We start from the raw sequence: 15,571 nt of genomic DNA, 5'->3' as shown, positions 1-15,571 counted from the left end.
AGGTTAGCTGGCCGTGGACTCAGCGCAAGGGTGGTCATGACCGCTGGCGCGCCAGCCGGCTGGGTCGATGCCTATCTGGTGTGCACAATCCCCCGATCTGCTCTCACGCTGGGCTCCGTCCGACTGGACAGCCGACGCGAAGTCAGCGCAGATTTCGACGAAAGCCGTTCCGGATGGGACGGCCAGAAAACCTCAGACGGGGATGACAATGCGTCACTTTGCCAAGCTCATGGCCGTATCGGCCTTTACCGCCTTGATGGCGACCACCGCCACCTCGGTCATGGCCCAGACCCCGAAGGACACGGTGGTGATGGCCAAGCAGATCGACGACATCATCTCGCTCGATCCGGCCGAGGCCTTCGAGTTTTCGGGCGTCGAGGTCGGCGCCAATGTCTATGACAAGTTGATCGGCGTCGATCTGGCCAATGGCAACAAGCTCGTCGGCGAACTCGCCCAGAGCTGGACCGTCAGCCCCGACCAGCTGACCTACACCTTCAAGCTGCGCCCCGGCGTCAAGTTCCACTCCGGCAATGCGCTGACCGCGGCCGATGTGGTCTATTCGATCCAGCGCGCCGTCACCCTGAACAAGTCGCCCGGCTTCATCCTCACCCAGTTCGGCCTCAACAAGGATACCGTGCTGGACAAGGTGAAGGCGCCCGACGAGTCGACGGTCGTCATCACCGTCTCGCAGCCCTTCGCGCCGACCTTCTTCCTCAACTGCCTCACCTCGGGCGTCGCGGCCGTGGTCGACTCCAAGCTGGTCAAGGCCAATGAGAAGAACGGCGACTGGGGCAATGAGTGGCTGAAGCTCAACTCCGCCGGCTCGGGCGCCTACAAGGTCCGCGCCTACCGCCCGAACGAGCAATATGCGCTCGACGCCAATGAGAGCTGGTACAAGGGCGCGCCGAAGAACAAACGCGTCGTCGTGCGCCATGTCGCCGAGCCGGCCTCGCAGCGCCTGCTTCTCGAGAAGGGCGACATCGACATGGCCCGCAACCTCTCCAAGGACCAGCTCGACGGCGTAAAGGCCAACAAGGACATCGAGATCGTCCAGGGCGACAAGGGCTACATTCTCTATCTCGGCCTGAACCAGAAGAATCCGAACCTCGCCAAGCCCGAGGTGCGCGAGGCGCTGAAATATCTGGTCGATTACGCCGCGATCGAGAAGAACATCGTCGAGGGCACCTATAAGGGCCACCAGGCCTTCCTGCCGAAGGGCTTCCTCGGCGCGATCGACGACCAGCCCTACAAATTCGACCTCGCCAAGGCCAAGGACCTCCTGGCCAAGGCTGGCTTGCCGAACGGCTTCTCCGTCACCATGGACACCCGCTCGGTGAGCCCGATCACCGATATCGCTCAGGCGATCCAGGCCACCTGGGCCCAGGCCGGCGTCAAGCTGGAGATCATTCCCGGCGACGGCAAGCAGACCCTGACCAAGTACCGCGCCCGCACCCACGACATCTATATCGGCCAGTGGGGGCCGGACTATCTCGACCCGCACACCAATGCCGAGACCTTCGCGATCAACGAGAACAACGGCGAGGATGCCAAGTCCAAGACGCTGGCCTGGCGCAATGCCTGGGACATCCCGGAGATGACCAAGAAGACGCAGGCGAACGTGCTGGAGTCGGACGCCGCCAAGCGCGCCGCCGTCTATGGCGAGCTCCAGCGCGAGCATCAGAAGGTCTCGCCCGTCGTCATCATGTTCCAGCAGGTCGAAGTCACGGCCGAACGCAAGAACGTGAAGGGCTGGGTCATCGGGCCGAGCTCCGACACCAACCTCTACGCCCCGATCACCAAGGGCTGATCACGGGCCTCGCCTCCGCTGCCTCGGGGGGGGGAGGCGCCGCCGGCGCTCCACCCGTGCGGCCGCCCCCGGCCCCCGGCGAACGCCGGCGCGGCAGGAGCCGGCGGGCCACATGGCCCGGCAAGCCGCAAGGCCGCGCACCGCCGGCGGACGGCGTTTCTTCAATCGGTTGGTAGCATGGCAGCAGCGTCGACGAGTTGGGTGGGGCAGGGCGCCCGGTGGGGGCGGCTGGCCGGACGCGAGCTGACGACCGTCGCGATCACCATCTTCGGCCTGCTGCTGGTCACCTTTTTCATCGCCCGCGTCATGCCGATCGATCCCGTGCTCGCCGTGGTGGGCGATCGCGCTCCGGCCGATGTCTATGAGAAGGCGCGGCTCGACCTCGGCCTCGACAAGCCGCTCTGGATGCAGTTCGCGATCTATATCGGCAAGGTCTTCACCGGCGATCTCGGCCGCTCGGTGCTGACCTCCAACCTCGTCATCGACGATCTGCGCACCGTCTTCCCCGCCACGCTCGAGCTGGCGACGCTCGGCACGCTGATCGGCGTGATCATCGGTGTGCCCTTCGGCGTGTTTGCCGCGACGCATCAGGGCCGCTGGCCGGACCAGCTCGCCCGAATCGTCGGCCTGTTCGGCTATTCCATCCCTGTCTTCTGGCTCGGCCTGATGGGGCTGCTGCTGTTCTATGCCAAGCTCGGCTGGGTGGCTGGGCCGGGGCGCGTCGGCGTCGCCTATCAGGATCTGTTCGACCCGATCACCGGCATCGTGCTGATCGATGCGGCGCTGCAGGGCGAATGGGACGCCTTCCGCGATGCCTTCTCGCATCTCGTCCTGCCGGCCTCGGTGCTCGGCATCCTGTCGGTGGCCTATATCAGCCGCATGACCCGCAGCTTCATGATCAACGAGCTGCAGCAGCAATATGTCATCGCCGCGAGGGTGAAGGGCGTCTCCGAATTCCGCGTCGTCTGGGGCCACGCCTTGCGCAATGCGGTGGTTCCGCTGGTGACGGTGATCGCGCTGTCCTACATGCACCTGCTCGAAGGCTCGGTGCTGACCGAGACGATCTTCGCCTGGCCCGGCCTCGGTCGCTATCTGACGAATTCGCTGCTGAACGCCGACATGAACGCCGTTCTCGGCGGCACGCTTCTGGTCGGCGCCGTCTTCATCGGCATCAACCTGCTATCCGATATCATCGGCCGCCTGGCCGATCCGCGCGCGCGCTGAGGGAGGCGAGCATGACCGACACCTCCCTGAAGAGCGGCGGCTGGCATGACTGGCTGATCACCAGCGAGCCGCTCTCGCGCCGGCAGGCCCGGCTCGGCCAGCTCTACCGGCAATGGCTGGCCTTGCGGCGCAATCCGGCGGCGCTGGCGGGCCTCGCCATCGTGGTGGCGCTGCTGCTCATCGCCGCCTTCGCCCCGCTGATCGCGCCCTATGATCCGCTGGCGCAATCGCTCGGCGACCGGCTGAGGCCCCCCTCCGGCCTCAACTGGTTCGGCACCGATGCGCTCGGCCGCGACATCTTCAGCCGCGTCGTCTACGGCACCCGCGTCACGCTGGTCATCGTTCTCCTGGTCGTGATCACGGTCGGCCCCATCGGCCTGCTGATCGGCTGCGCCGCCGGCTATCTCGGCGGTTGGGTCGACACCGTGCTGATGCGCATCACCGACGTCTTCCTGGCCTTCCCGCGCCTCGTGCTGGCGCTGGCCTTCGTCGCCGCGCTCGGGCCGGGGCTGGAGAACGCCGTCATCGCGATCGCCTTCACCGCCTGGCCGCCCTATGCCCGCGTCGCCCGGGCCGAGACGCTGGTGATCCGCAATGCCGATTACATCTCGGCCGTGCGGCTGCAGGGCGCCTCGCAATGGCGCATCGTCTGGCGCCATGTCGTGCCGATGTGCATGCCCTCGCTGATCGTGCGGACCACCTTCGACATGGCCGGCATCATCCTCACCGCCGCGGGCCTCGGCTTCCTCGGCCTCGGCGCCCAGCCGCCGATCCCGGAATGGGGCGCGATGATTTCGGCCGGCCGCGAGCAGATCTTCGACCAGTGGTGGGTCGCGACCTTCCCCGGCCTCGCCATCTGCGTCGTTGCGCTCGGCTTCAACCTGCTGGGCGATGGCCTGCGCGACGTGATGGACGCAAGGTGATGCAGGCGGACAAGCCCATGACCGACCAGCCGCTTCTCGAGGTCGAGAACCTCACGGTCGATTTCCACACCCCGACCGGCATCGTCCATGCCGTGCGCGGGCTTTCCTTCACGCTGGGCCGCGAGCGGCTCGGCATCGTCGGCGAATCCGGCTCGGGCAAGTCGATGACCGGCCGCGCCATCCTCGACCTCATCCCGCATCCCGGTGTCGTCGGCGCGGACCGCATGACCTTCCGCGGCCGCGACCTTCTCGCCATGGACCGCACCGAGCGCCGCAAGCTTCGCGGCCGGCATATCTCCATGGTGATGCAGGACCCCAAATACTCGCTCAACCCGGTCAAGACCGTGGGCGACCAGATCGCGGAGGCCTATCGCATCCACGCCAAAGCCGGCGCCCGCGAGGCGCGCGAGCGCAGCCTCGCCATGCTGGAGGCGGTGCAAATCCGCGAGCCCGCCCGCGTCTACGGCCTCTACCCGCACGAGGTCTCGGGCGGAATGGGCCAGCGGGTGATGATCGCAATGATGCTGATCGCCGAGCCGGAGATCCTGATCGCCGATGAGCCGACCTCGGCGCTCGACGTCACCGTGCAGCTCCAGATCCTCAAGATCCTCGATGAGCTCGTCTCCGAACGCGGGATGGGGCTGATCTTCATCAGCCACGACCTGCATCTGGTGCAGTCCTTCTGCGACCGCGTCATCGTGATGTATGGCGGCAAGGTGATGGAGACGCTGCCCGCCGCGGAACTGGCCGACCCCTCCGCGCGCGAGCGCCGCCACCCCTACACCCGCGGCCTGCTCGGCTGCCTGCCGGATCTCGACCACCCGCAGGCCAAGCTTTCCACGCTCACCCGCGACCCGGCGTGGCTGGCATGACGGATCCGGCTGGCATGACGAACCCTGCGATTTCCGTCGATAAGCTCAACGTCTCCTTCGGCGATTCCCATGTCGTGAAAGATCTGTCCTTCGCGGTGAGGCCCGGCGAGAGCTATGGCCTCGTCGGCGAATCCGGCTCGGGCAAATCCACCGTGCTGCGCGTGCTGTCCGGGCTCAATCACGAGTGGAGCGGGCAGGTCGGAATCGAGGGCAAGGCCCAGCCGAAGCATCGCGACAAGGCCTTCCACCGCGCCGTGCAGATGGTCTTCCAGGATCCCTACGGTTCGCTCCACCCCAAGAAGACGGTGGACGACGCGCTGGCCGAGCCGCTCGCCATCCATGGCATCGGCGATGCGCAGGCGCGCATCGGCCGCACGCTGTCGGATGTCGGCCTGCCGGCCTCCTTCCGCTTCCGCTTCCCGCATCAGTTGTCGGGCGGCCAGCGCCAGCGCGTCGCCATCGCCCGCGCTTTGGTGCTGGAGCCCTCGATCCTGCTGCTGGACGAGCCGACATCCGCGCTCGACGTCTCGATCCAGGCGGAGGTGCTGAACCTGCTCTCGGCCATCCGCAAGGAGCGCAAGCTGACCTACATTCTCGTCAGCCACGACCTCGCTGTGGTCGGGCACATGTGCGAGCGGCTGATGGTCATGCAGTTCGGCCGCTGCGTCGAGGAGATGGACGTCGCCGCGCTCGCGGCCCGCCAGCCGCAGACGGCCTATGCCCAGCAATTGCTGACGGCGAGCGAGGGTTTCCGCCGCGCGGGCTGACGGGTGGGGCAGCAGTCTCGCTCATGGTCGTTGCGATCACCGCCAGCGCCCCCCTTTGCATTCCAGCCGAACAGTCCCAATGTCCAGGCAGCCTTTCGCTGATGCGAACAAGCTTGGCTGTCGGGAGTTTCAATCCTCATGAATGCCGCCGTCGATCGTGAGCTTCGCCCCGAAACCGTACCGGAGCGCACGCCTGTCCCGCCCTTCGATCTGGTGATCTTCGGCGCCGGCGGCGACCTTGCCATGCGCAAGCTCTTTCCCGCCCTCGGCCAGCGCAACCGCGAGGGCGTCCTGCCGGAAGAGAGCCGTATCCTCGCCGTCGTGCGCAAGCAGGAGGATGTCGAGGGGCTGCCGAAGCAAATCGCCAAGCGCCTGCAGGAGGAGGGCATTCCGAAGGAGGATGTGACCTCCTTCCTCAAGCGTCTCACCATGGTTCTCCTCGATGCGCTGAAGCCCGAGACCTATGGAGCGCTGAAGAGCGCGCTGGGCGAGTCCGAGCGGGTACGCTCCTTCTATCTCTCCACCCCTCCCGATCTCTTCATTCCGATCTGCGAGAACCTCGCCAAGGCCGAGATTCGCACCCCGACCTCGCGCGTGATCCTCGAAAAGCCGCTGGGGCGCGATCTCGCTTCCGCCCGCGAGATCAACGACGCGGTGGCGAACATCTTCCCAGAGAGCGCGACCTACCGCATCGACCATTACCTCGGGAAAGAGACGGTGCAGAACCTGCTGGTCCTGCGCTTCGCCAACACCCTGTTCGAGCGCTCCTGGTCGAGCCGCGACATCGACCATGTCCAGATCACGGTGGCCGAGACGGTGGGGCTGGAAAGCCGCGCCGGCTATTACGACAAGGCCGGGCATATGCGCGACATGGTGCAGAACCACATCATGCAGCTGCTCACCCTCTTCGCCATCGAGCCCCCGAACATGATCGAGGCCGGCGCCGTGCGCGACGAGAAGATCAAGGTGCTGAAGGCGCTGCGGCCGATCGTCGGCCCCGATGTCCAGCGCTACACCGTGCGCGGCCAGTATGGGCCGGGCCAGAGCGACGGCCAGCGCGTCAAGGGCTATGCCGAGGAGCTCGGCCGCGCCTCCAACACCGAGACGTTCGTCGCCATCCGCTGCGAGCTGGATAGCTGGCGCTGGGCCGGGGTGCCGATCTATATCCGCACCGGCAAGCGCATGGCGCAGCGCTATTCGGAGATCGTCGTCACCTTCAAGCCGGTGCCGCATTCGATCTTCGGCAATGGCGGCGGCGACAGGCTCGACGCCAACCGCCTTTTCATCCGCCTCCAGCCCAATGACGGCGTGCAACTGCAGCTGATGATGAAGGTGCCGGGCTCGGGCCGCCTCAAGATCGTGCCGCGCCAGCTCGATCTGCGCTACTCCACCGCCTTCGACGAGCGCACCCCGGACGCCTATGAGCGCCTGCTGACCGATGTCATTCGCGGCGACCAGACCCTGTTCATGCATCGCGACGAGGTCGAGCAGGCCTGGGCCTGGGTCGATCCGATCATCAAGGGCTGGGAGGATTACGCGCCCCATCCCCATCGTTACGCCGCCGGCTCCTGGGGGCCGTCTCAGGCGATCGGGCTGATCGAACGCGACGGCCGCTCCTGGGCCGATCCGGATCTCGTCTGATGCCATCGACCATCGCCCCCGGCCCGCTCGCCTGGCATCGCTTCGCCACCCTGTCCGATGCCTCCGAGGCGCTGGCGGAATCCGTGTCCGTGCGCCTCGGCGCCCTGCTCGCACAGAAGGGGCAGGCGAGCCTCGTCGTGCCCGGCGGCACGACCCCCGCCCGCTTCCTCGCCGATCTCGGCCGGCGCGATCTGCCCTGGGAGCAGGTGACGCTGCTGCCGACCGACGAGCGTTTCGTCGCGCCCGATGATCCGGCTTCGAACGAGCGGATGCTGCGGGAGCAATTCGCGCCGCTGGCGCGGGGCCAAGTGCGTTTCCTCTCCTTCCACGGCCATGGCAGCGATATCGAGGCGGCCGCCGCCGTGCTCTCGGCGCAACTGGCGGAACTGCCGCCGCTCGATCTCGTGGTGAGCGGTATGGGCGGCGACGGCCATGTCGCTTCGCTCTTCCCCGGGGCTGAAGCGAGCTTCACGGCCGTGCCGGACAGCGGCATCGTCGTTGCCCGCCCGCCGGGCCTGCCGCCGCGCCTGTCCCTCTCGCCTGCGCGCCTGACCGGGGCCGGCTGGGCGAGCCTGCTGATCTCAGGGGCGGTGAAGGAGGCGGTGATCGCGGAGGCGCCGCAACGTGCGAGGCCGCTGCCGGTCGATCTGCTGCTGGGCCGCGCGCAAGGGCTCGACGTCTATTGGGCGAAGGCGTAGACCGCTCGCCGGACCCGCTCAATCGATTGAAAGACCGTTCAGATGGATGAAGCCACCGCGATCGCCCGCCTCAAATCCTGCGGCGTCATCCCCGTGGTGGTCATCGAGGATGCCTCGCGGGCCGTCGATCTGGCCCATGCGCTGGTCGAAGGTGGCATCGACGTCGTCGAGGTGACCCTGCGCCGCCCCGCTGCCATGGAGGCGCTCGCCGCCATCGCGAAATCGGTGCCGAAGGCGCTGGCGGTCGCCGGCACGGTGGTGACGCCGGCGCAGGCGCAGCAGGTCAAGGATGCCGGTGCTCAGGCGGTGGTCTCTCCTGGCTTTTCGGAATCGGTCGACGAGGCGCTGCGCAAGGCGGGCCTGCTCTGGCTGCCGGGCGTCGCCACTGCGTCCGACTGCATGCGCGCGGTCGCGGCCGGCCGCACCATCGCGAAGTTCTTCCCCGCCGAGCAGGCCGGCGGTCCCCCCGCGCTGAAGGCGCTGTCGGGACCCTTCCCGCAGATGAGCTTCTGCCCCACTGGCGGCGTCGGGCTGAAGAACATCGGCGATTATCTGGCTCTGCCGCAGGTGATTTGCGTCGGCGGCTCCTGGTTCGTCCCCGCCGACGCCATCGCCGCCGGCGACTGGACCCGCATCACGGCGCTGGCCCGCGAGGCGAAGGAGGCTTTCGCCAAGGTGAGGGGCTGAAGTCTTTTACGTCATTCGCTGCGCTCGCAATGACGGGGGCGGTCAGGCCGCCAGCGTCTCCCGCACCAGCCCCGCAATCGCCAGCGAACTGGTCAGCCCTGGGCTTTCGATCCCCAGGAGATTGACCAGCCCCGGCACGCCATGCACGGCCGGCCCGTCGATGCGAAAATCCGGCATCGGCTCTGTCGGCCCATGGAGCTTCGGTCGGATGCCGGCATAGTCGGCGACGAGCGCGCCATCTGGCAGCGCCGGCCAGTATGTCCTGATGGCGGCGTAGAACTTGTCCGCGCGCGCGGGATCGACGATCAGGTCCTGGTCGTTCTCCACCCATTGGACATCGGGCCCGAACTTCACCCGACCGCCCATGTCGATGGTGGCATGGATGCCGAGTCCCGCGGCTTCCGGCACCGGGTAGACCAGATGGGAGAAGGGCTGGCGCCCGGTCAGGGCGAAGTAGTTGCCCTTGGCGTAATGCTGCACCGGCACATGCTCAACCGGAAAACCTTCGAGCAGGCCGAGCAGTTTCGGCGCGCCATGCCCCGCCGAATTGACCACCGTGCGCACCGTATAGGTCGCCGGATCCTCGCCGCCGAAATCGACCGCGAACCCGTCGCCGTCCCGCCGCCAGCCGGTGATCGGTGTGTTGAGCGCGAGCGAGCCGCCGGCCGCCTCGCATTCGCCGAGCAGGGAGAGCATCAGCGCATGGCTGTCCACCACCCCGGTCTCGGGCGAGAGCAGCGCGATCTCGCAGCGCACCTCCGGCTCCATCGCTTTCGCCTCGGTGCTGGAGAGCCAGCGCAGCGTATCGACGCCCGAAGCCTGCGCGCGGGCCATGATCGTCTCCAGCGCCGGCTTCTGGCTTTCGGAGGTGGCGACGATCAGCTTGCCGCAGGCCTTGTGCGGCAGGCCGCGCTCACGGAGATAGGCATAGAGGAGCTTGCGCCCCTCCACGCAGACCCGCGCCTTCAGCGAGCCGGGCGGATAGTAGATCCCGGCATGGATGACCTCGGAGTTGCGGGCCGAGGTCTGGGTGCCGATGCCGTCGGCCGCTTCCGCGATGACGACCTCGCGCCCGGCGAGAGCGAGTTCGCGCGCAACCGCGAGGCCGACGACGCCGGCCCCGATCACCAGGCAATCGATATCGCTCATCGCGGCAGGTTTCAGGCCGCGCGCTGCGGCATGGCGATCTCGATCAGGCTCGCCCAGTATTTCACGCCCACGGGGATCACCGCGTCGTTGAACTCATAGGCGGGGTGGTGAAGACCGGCGGAGTCGCCGTTGCCGATATTGATGAACGAGCCGGGCCGCTCCTCCAGCATGTAGGAGAAATCCTCCGAGCCCATCGTCGGCGGAATATCGGTCGTGATCGCGTCCGAGCCGAAGGTCTCCTTCGTCACGCTGGTCGCGAAGTCCGTCTGGCCATGGTGGTTGAAGGTCACCGGATAGCCGAGATGGTATTCGAGCTCGTACTTCATGTCGAAGGCCTTCATCACCCCCTCCACGATCGCGGTGATGCGCTTTTGCGCGATCGCGCGGGTCTCAGGCGTCAGCGTGCGCACGGTGCCCTTGATCTCGGCGGTCTGCGGAATGACGTTGAAGGCCTCGCCGGCATTGAGCGCGGTGACCGAGACGACCATCGAATCCAGCGGATTGACGTTGCGCGACGCCACCGTCTGCAAGGCGCTCACCAGCGCGCAGCAGGCGACGATCGGATCGTTGGAGTTGTGCGGCGCGGCGGCGTGGCCGCCCTTGCCCTCGATCTTGATATGGATGCGGTCGGCCGCGGCCATGGCCGGCCCCTTGGTGATTTCGAACTGGCCGACGGGCACGCCCGGCTTGTTGTGCATGCCATAGACCTCTTGGATGCCGAAGCGGGTGATCAGCCCGTCATCGATCATCGCCTTGGCGCCGGCGCCGCCCTCTTCTGCCGGCTGGAAGATCAGCACGGCGGTGCCGTCGAAATCGCGCGTCTCGGTGAGGTATTTGGCGGCGCCGAGCAGCATGGCGGTGTGGCCGTCATGGCCGCAGGCATGCATCTTGCCGGGAATGGTCGAGCGATGCTCGAGATTGGTCTCCTCGTGGATCGGCAAGGCGTCCATATCGGCGCGCAGGCCGATAACCTTGCCCGAGGCGGCATTCCTGCCCTTGATCACGCCGACCACACCGGTCTGGCCGATGCCGGTCACGACCTCGTCGACGCCCCATTCGCGCAGCTTGTCGGCGACGAGGCCGGCGGTGCGATGCACCTCGTACATCAGCTCGGGATGGCGGTGGATGTCGCGGCGGATCGCGGTGATTTCCGGGGTCAGCGCCGCGATGATGTCGGTCTTGGGCATTTGATCCTCTGAGATGATGTCGGTTCACGTCGGAAGGCGGGCACCGTCGCGGAAAGCTAGCGCAGGCGGAGCCCCGATGTCCAAGCCGGGAGCGCCGGGGCGATGGCCACGCATGGCATGGCGGGCCGATCGCGTCGCGTCAGAGATTTCCTGAACGAAATCTTAACACGCGGCAGAAGGGTTCCGCAGAAGCCAAATCCCGACACAGCCATGATTTGGTCACGACCAGCCAATAGCCAAGCCGCCTCTCCGATCAGGCAGGACGCTCGGCGCCGCCTGTGATCACTCACATCTCCCCTTCAAGTCTGGATTATGATGCATCGATCGTTGTTGCTTGCGTGTGCGTTGCTGTTCTTGCCTAGGCTGGCCCTTGCAGACGTTCCCCTCGACAAGATTTCCTTTCAGCCTCAGGTCAAGAATCTGAACTGCCTCAAGCCCGAGACGCTGGCGATGATCACGGCGCTCATCGCGAAGATCGGCCCGATCGAAATCACCTCCACCTGCGGCGGCCGCCATGCCCGTCATTCCCAGCATTACGCCGGCCGCGCCATCGACTTCCGCCCCCTCGAAACGACGCCCCGCAAGGCCGCGGCCGCCGCCCGCGCGATCGAGACGGTCGGCGGCGTGGGGACTTACTCCAATGGCCTCGTCCATGCCGATGTCGGCACCCGCGAGGCCTCCTGGCACGGCCACAAACGCGGCACGCGCTACGCCAAGGCCTATCAGCGCCGGCACTACACGCGGCTTGCACGCAACGGTCGCTGATCCGCGCAGCCTCGCTCAACCGTCATTGCGAGCGCCACCGAAGCAATCCAGGGGGGACGTCAAACTCCGCCGCTCCTGGTTCGCTTCGGGGAGCCTGTCCTTGGGCTTGCCAAGGCAAGACCCGATGGCTCGCCGCCGGCCGCCAGAGCGGGATGACGTCGGGTTAAACCCCGTATTCCGCGCGCCAGCGCGTGATGTCGTCGAGCGCGACATTCGAGCCGCACAGCACGAGGCAGATGCGTTCTCCGGGCCTGAACATCTCTTTGCGCCGCAGTGCCGCCGCGACCACGCAGGCGGCGGCGGGCTCCAGAAGGACGCGCCCGTTCTGCAGCGTCCAGACGATCTCGGCGACGGCCTCGGCATCCGGAACGACGACGATCTCTTCCAGGAACTGCCGCGCCGCCGCCATCGTCCGCTCGGTGGCGAAGGGCGCGCCGAGCGTGCGGGCGATCGAGGTCGGCCTGATCGAGACCGGCTTCCCGGCCTCCAGCGCCTGCGTCATCGTCGTCGCGCCTTCGGTTTCGACGCCATGGATGCGGATGGCGGGATCGAGGCCCTTCAGCGCCGCGCCCACACCGGCCGAAAAGCCGCCGCCGCCAATCGAGATGAAGACATGGTCGAGCCGGCCGCCGGCATCCGTCGCCAGCTCGAGGCCCAGCGTGCCGTGGCCGGCGATGATCGCCGGGTCGTCATAGGAATGGACATGGACCATGCCCTGCCGGGCATGGTCATCGGCCTTGGCGAAGGCCTCGACCGAATCCTCGCAGAGCTCGACCTCGCCGCCCATCTGCCGGGTCAGCGCGATATTGAGCTCCGGCGTCGCCTTGGGCATCAGCACCAGCGCCCGCGCCCCGAGGCTGCGCGCCACCAGTGACAGCGCGATCGCATGGTTGCCGCCCGAGACAGTGACCACGCCGCGCTTGAGCTCCGCCTCGCTCAGCCCCATCAGCCGGTTGAAGCAGCCGCGCACCTTGAACGAGCCGCCGAGCTGCAGCGCCTCGACCTTGACCCAGGTCTCGACCCCAAGCCGCGCGGAGAGGCCGGCGCTGTGGAAGGTCGGCGTGCGCCTGACCTTGCCGGCGATGCGGGTGGCGGCCGCCTGGACATCGGCGAGCGTGACGTCGAACGACATGGGCGAGATTTTCCTGAGAGGCACTTGCGGCCTGCACGAGAGCGCGGCGAAGACCCACGCGTCAAGCAGAAGACCCGCGCGTCAAGCATATGTGCCGGCGACGGCTTGTCGGGAATGACCGGGACGGCCTAGCCTGCGGCACGAAATTCGCCTGTGACCGGCATTTGGGAGAACACCTCGTGACCATGACGCCCCGGGAGATGCTGGCCAAGCTCGTCTCGTTCAACACCGAGTCGCAGCGCAGCAATCTCGACCTCATTCATTTCTGCCGGGACTATCTCGCCAGCCTCGGGGTGGAGAGCCGGCTGGCGCCGAGCCCGGATGGCGAGAAGGCCAATCTCTACGCCACGATCGGCCCGGCCGCGGCCGGCGGCGTCGTGCTCTCCGGCCACACCGATGTGGTACCGGTCGCCGGCCAGGCCTGGTCCTCCGATCCCTGGACGCTGACCGAGCGTGACGGCAAACTTTATGGACGCGGCACCTGCGACATGAAGGGTTTCGACGCGATCGCTCTGGCTTTGGTGCCGCAGATGCTCGCCGCACCGCTGAAGCGGCCTGTTCACATCGCGCTCTCCTATGACGAGGAGGTCGGCTGCCGCGGTGCGCGGGTGATGATCGAGGCGATGGCGAAGGACGGGCTCGCCCCTTCTGCCGTCATCGTCGGCGAGCCCTCGATGATGAAGGTCGTGACCGGCCACAAGGGAGGCTTGAGGATGCGCACCACCGTGCGCGGTCACGCCGTCCATTCCAGCCGCATCGATGTCGGAGTTTCGGCGGTGATGGTCGCCGCGGAGCTGATGCACTGGCACAACGAGACCATGGCGGCGAACAAGGCCTCCACCCCCGCGACGAATGGCTTCGAGCCGCCTTACTCGACCCTCCATGTCGGCGTGGTCGAGGGCGGCACGGCGGTGAACATCGCCGCCGAGCATTGCAGTTTCACCCATGAGGTCCGCTGCATTCCCGGCGAGCTGCAGGAGGACTATGTCGCCCGCTACCGGGCGAAGCTCGCCGAGGTCGAGACCTGGATGAGGGCGATCGCGCCTGAGACCGGAATCGATTTCGAGGTCACCTCCGACACGCCGGCGATGGGTCCGGAGGAGGACGGGCAGGCGGAAGCCCTGTGCCGGCGCCTTACCGGCGACAATGGCCGCCATGTCGTGGCCTATGGCACCGAGGGCGGGCTGTTCCAGCGCGCGGGCTGGTCGACCGTCGTCTGCGGCCCCGGCGATATTGCGCAGGCCCACCAGCCCGACGAGTTCATCGCCATCGCGCAGCTGGACGCCGGCACGGCCTTCATCCGCAACCTGATCGCCGACCTGTCACGCTGAGGCAGGACGGCGCCGCGCGCGAAACCTCGCTGTCATCCCGGGGCAAGCCCGGGATGACGGTCGATGATCCCTGACAATCAGGGCGCTCGCAGCGGCTCGAAAGCTCAGGCCGCGCTTGGCGGCCGGCCCGCCTTGGGACGGATCGGGCTCGCGGCACGCATGCGCAACGGCACCGCCGGCCGGTCGGTGCGGTATTGCCCGCGCGCGACCGCGCCGAACATCAGGATCACCGCGGTGAGCGTCATCAGCCACCAGGGCAGCAGCGGGCCGAAGCCGAGCGCGCCCAGCGCGAAGGCCGTGGTGAAGGCCGCGACGCCGCCCGCCGCGAGCGCGCCCGCCATGCGGCCGGCGGCGCGAATCGCGAAATAGAGTCCGGCGGCGGCGGCGCAGGCGCCCACAAGCCCGAGTTCGTACCAGGTCTCGAACAGCAGCGAACTCGGCGCCGCCGGCGGCAGCGCCCCGCTCATCCGCCCGCGCAGCACCGTGTCGAGGCCGTGGCCCGTGATCAGCTCGATCGGCGACTGGCGGATGACGTCGGCCCAGATCCACATGGCCTGGGCGAGATCGGAATCATTGTTTGGCAGGGCCGTGATCAGCGGCGCCAGCAGGAAGGGCAGCAGCGGCGCCAGCAGCATCAGCCCGGCCGCGATCGCCGCGATGACGCGCGTGGCATCGGCTCGGCTGGCCGTGACGGCGCCGAAGGCGACCGCGCCGAAGATCATCGGGATGGTCTCGCCGTCGTCGAAGCGGGTCAGAGCGAGCAGGGTGATGACGAAGGCCAGGCCCAGCGCGCTGAGGCCCCGCTCGCGCGAGAGCAGCCAGGCCAGCGCCGGCCAGGCCATGATCAGCACGATCGAGACGCCGCGTTCCACGGCTGCCGGGGGCGGCTCGGTGCTGCGGACCAGCGCGAAGATGATGAGCCCGAGCGCGACGAGCGCCGCCAGGCCGTTGCCGAGCGAGACGAGGTTGAGGTTGGAGGAGCGCATGCGCTCCGGCAGCGCCGACAAGCCGAGAAAGCCGAGCGCGACCGCGATTGTCATGTTCGTCGCCTTCTCGAAGCCGCCGGACGGATAGGGGCTCCACACCAGCGAGAGGAAGGCCCAGCCCACGAGGCCGATGAGGATCAGCCCCGGGCGGCTGAGCACCTCGTCGCGCAGGATGCGCAGAAAGCGGCCCGGCTCCTCGATCAGGGCGGCGATGACCAGCAGCACGATGGCGATCGGCACCAGCAGTACCGCCGCGCGGCGCGACAGCAGGGCGACCAGCGGCAGGGCGAGCGCCAGCGCGCCGAAGCCGATGCGCCGCAGCAGCATCGCGGCATCGAGGGCGGGGTCGAGCGGGGCGGGCGGGTGAGAGCGGTTCATGCGGTCCGGCTGCTGCGAGGCCGA

General features: G+C 67.5%; 14 protein-coding genes. 10 read left to right on the top strand and 4 right to left on the bottom strand.

Translation table 11 applies throughout. The annotated features are described in order from the left end of the window. The first annotated feature begins 208 nt into the window (after positions 1-208). The 8 genes from ACOJTB_RS13270 to eda all read left to right on the top strand — a co-directional run bounded on the left by ACOJTB_RS13270 (position 209) and on the right by eda (position 8,619). Entirely contained in the window at positions 209-1,807 is a 1,599-nt protein-coding gene (locus ACOJTB_RS13270) for an ABC transporter substrate-binding protein (RefSeq protein ID WP_420102996.1), read from the top strand. 177 nt (positions 1,808-1,984) lie between these two features. Continuing rightward, complete coding sequence (locus tag ACOJTB_RS13265) at positions 1,985-3,031, top strand: ABC transporter permease (protein WP_420102995.1); 1,047 nt, start codon at positions 1,985-1,987, stop codon at positions 3,029-3,031. A gap of 11 nt (positions 3,032-3,042) precedes the next feature. Next, complete coding sequence (nikC, locus tag ACOJTB_RS13260; protein ID WP_420102994.1) at positions 3,043-3,954, top strand: nickel transporter permease; 912 nt, start codon at positions 3,043-3,045, stop codon at positions 3,952-3,954. Between the two features lie 17 nt (positions 3,955-3,971). Then, the gene (locus tag ACOJTB_RS13255; RefSeq protein WP_420102993.1) at positions 3,972-4,826 is read left to right on the top strand and encodes an ABC transporter ATP-binding protein; all 855 of its coding nucleotides are present in this window, start codon (positions 3,972-3,974) and stop codon (positions 4,824-4,826) included. 14 nt (positions 4,827-4,840) lie between these two features. Next, positions 4,841-5,593, top strand: coding sequence for an ABC transporter ATP-binding protein (locus ACOJTB_RS13250; protein WP_420102992.1), 753 nt, complete (start codon positions 4,841-4,843; stop codon positions 5,591-5,593). A 138-nt stretch (positions 5,594-5,731) separates the two neighbouring features. Further along, positions 5,732-7,234 (top strand): glucose-6-phosphate dehydrogenase, encoded by a 1,503-nt coding sequence (gene zwf, locus ACOJTB_RS13245; RefSeq protein ID WP_420102991.1) that lies wholly within the window; start codon positions 5,732-5,734, stop codon positions 7,232-7,234. Then, positions 7,234-7,932: a 6-phosphogluconolactonase gene (locus tag ACOJTB_RS13240; protein WP_420102990.1), complete on the top strand. Its 699-nt coding sequence runs from the start codon at positions 7,234-7,236 to the stop codon at positions 7,930-7,932. The genes zwf and ACOJTB_RS13240 overlap by 1 nt, the downstream gene beginning before the upstream one ends. Positions 7,933-7,974: 42 nt before the next feature. Beyond that, positions 7,975-8,619 (top strand): bifunctional 4-hydroxy-2-oxoglutarate aldolase/2-dehydro-3-deoxy-phosphogluconate aldolase, encoded by a 645-nt coding sequence (gene eda, locus ACOJTB_RS13235; RefSeq protein WP_420102989.1) that lies wholly within the window; start codon positions 7,975-7,977, stop codon positions 8,617-8,619. A gap of 42 nt (positions 8,620-8,661) precedes the next feature. On the opposite strand, the gene ACOJTB_RS13230 is transcribed toward eda, so the two are convergent. Beyond that, positions 8,662-9,768 carry an NAD(P)/FAD-dependent oxidoreductase gene (locus ACOJTB_RS13230; RefSeq protein WP_420102988.1) on the bottom strand — a complete coding sequence of 369 codons (1,107 nt, stop codon included), beginning with the start codon at positions 9,766-9,768 and terminating at the stop codon, positions 8,662-8,664. 11 nt (positions 9,769-9,779) lie between these two features. Beyond that, complete coding sequence (locus tag ACOJTB_RS13225; protein ID WP_420102987.1) at positions 9,780-10,955, bottom strand: M20 aminoacylase family protein; 1,176 nt, start codon at positions 10,953-10,955, stop codon at positions 9,780-9,782. Between the two features lie 450 nt (positions 10,956-11,405). Between ACOJTB_RS13225 and ACOJTB_RS13220 the strand changes: the two genes are divergently transcribed. Then, on the top strand, positions 11,406-11,720 hold the full coding sequence (locus tag ACOJTB_RS13220) for a hypothetical protein (protein WP_420102986.1): 315 nt from the start codon (positions 11,406-11,408) through the stop codon (positions 11,718-11,720). Between the two features lie 163 nt (positions 11,721-11,883). On the opposite strand, the gene ACOJTB_RS13215 is transcribed toward ACOJTB_RS13220, so the two are convergent. Beyond that, positions 11,884-12,852, bottom strand: coding sequence for a threonine ammonia-lyase (locus tag ACOJTB_RS13215; RefSeq protein WP_420102985.1), 969 nt, complete (start codon positions 12,850-12,852; stop codon positions 11,884-11,886). Between the two features lie 185 nt (positions 12,853-13,037). Between ACOJTB_RS13215 and argE the strand changes: the two genes are divergently transcribed. Then, the gene (argE, locus tag ACOJTB_RS13210) at positions 13,038-14,183 is read left to right on the top strand and encodes an acetylornithine deacetylase (RefSeq protein ID WP_420103014.1); all 1,146 of its coding nucleotides are present in this window, start codon (positions 13,038-13,040) and stop codon (positions 14,181-14,183) included. 104 nt (positions 14,184-14,287) lie between these two features. On the opposite strand, the gene ACOJTB_RS13205 is transcribed toward argE, so the two are convergent. Continuing rightward, on the bottom strand, positions 14,288-15,547 hold the full coding sequence (locus tag ACOJTB_RS13205) for a peptide ABC transporter permease (RefSeq protein WP_420102984.1): 1,260 nt from the start codon (positions 15,545-15,547) through the stop codon (positions 14,288-14,290). Positions 15,548-15,571: the final 24 nt, after the last annotated feature.

Origin of the sequence: Allobosea sp. (assembly GCF_048595345.1) — a bacterium.
Lineage (GTDB): Bacteria > Pseudomonadota > Alphaproteobacteria > Rhizobiales > Beijerinckiaceae > Allobosea.
Note: the sequence above shows the minus strand (reverse complement) of the source record. Positions and strands in the feature narration are given on the sequence as shown.

Coding starts and splice junctions, on each gene's coding strand:
- ACOJTB_RS13270 (WP_420102996.1), top strand. CDS start 209: ATGCGTCACTTTGCCAAGCTCATGGCCGTATCGGCCTTTACCGCCTTG.
- ACOJTB_RS13265 (WP_420102995.1), top strand. CDS start 1,985: ATGGCAGCAGCGTCGACGAGTTGGGTGGGGCAGGGCGCCCGGTGGGGG.
- nikC (WP_420102994.1), top strand. CDS start 3,043: ATGACCGACACCTCCCTGAAGAGCGGCGGCTGGCATGACTGGCTGATC.
- ACOJTB_RS13255 (WP_420102993.1), top strand. CDS start 3,972: ATGACCGACCAGCCGCTTCTCGAGGTCGAGAACCTCACGGTCGATTTC.
- ACOJTB_RS13250 (WP_420102992.1), top strand. CDS start 4,841: ATGACGAACCCTGCGATTTCCGTCGATAAGCTCAACGTCTCCTTCGGC.
- zwf (WP_420102991.1), top strand. CDS start 5,732: ATGAATGCCGCCGTCGATCGTGAGCTTCGCCCCGAAACCGTACCGGAG.
- ACOJTB_RS13240 (WP_420102990.1), top strand. CDS start 7,234: ATGCCATCGACCATCGCCCCCGGCCCGCTCGCCTGGCATCGCTTCGCC.
- eda (WP_420102989.1), top strand. CDS start 7,975: ATGGATGAAGCCACCGCGATCGCCCGCCTCAAATCCTGCGGCGTCATC.
- ACOJTB_RS13230 (WP_420102988.1), bottom strand. CDS start 9,768: ATGAGCGATATCGATTGCCTGGTGATCGGGGCCGGCGTCGTCGGCCTC.
- ACOJTB_RS13225 (WP_420102987.1), bottom strand. CDS start 10,955: ATGCCCAAGACCGACATCATCGCGGCGCTGACCCCGGAAATCACCGCG.
- ACOJTB_RS13220 (WP_420102986.1), top strand. CDS start 11,406: ATGATCACGGCGCTCATCGCGAAGATCGGCCCGATCGAAATCACCTCC.
- ACOJTB_RS13215 (WP_420102985.1), bottom strand. CDS start 12,852: ATGTCGTTCGACGTCACGCTCGCCGATGTCCAGGCGGCCGCCACCCGC.
- argE (WP_420103014.1), top strand. CDS start 13,038: ATGACGCCCCGGGAGATGCTGGCCAAGCTCGTCTCGTTCAACACCGAG.
- ACOJTB_RS13205 (WP_420102984.1), bottom strand. CDS start 15,547: ATGAACCGCTCTCACCCGCCCGCCCCGCTCGACCCCGCCCTCGATGCC.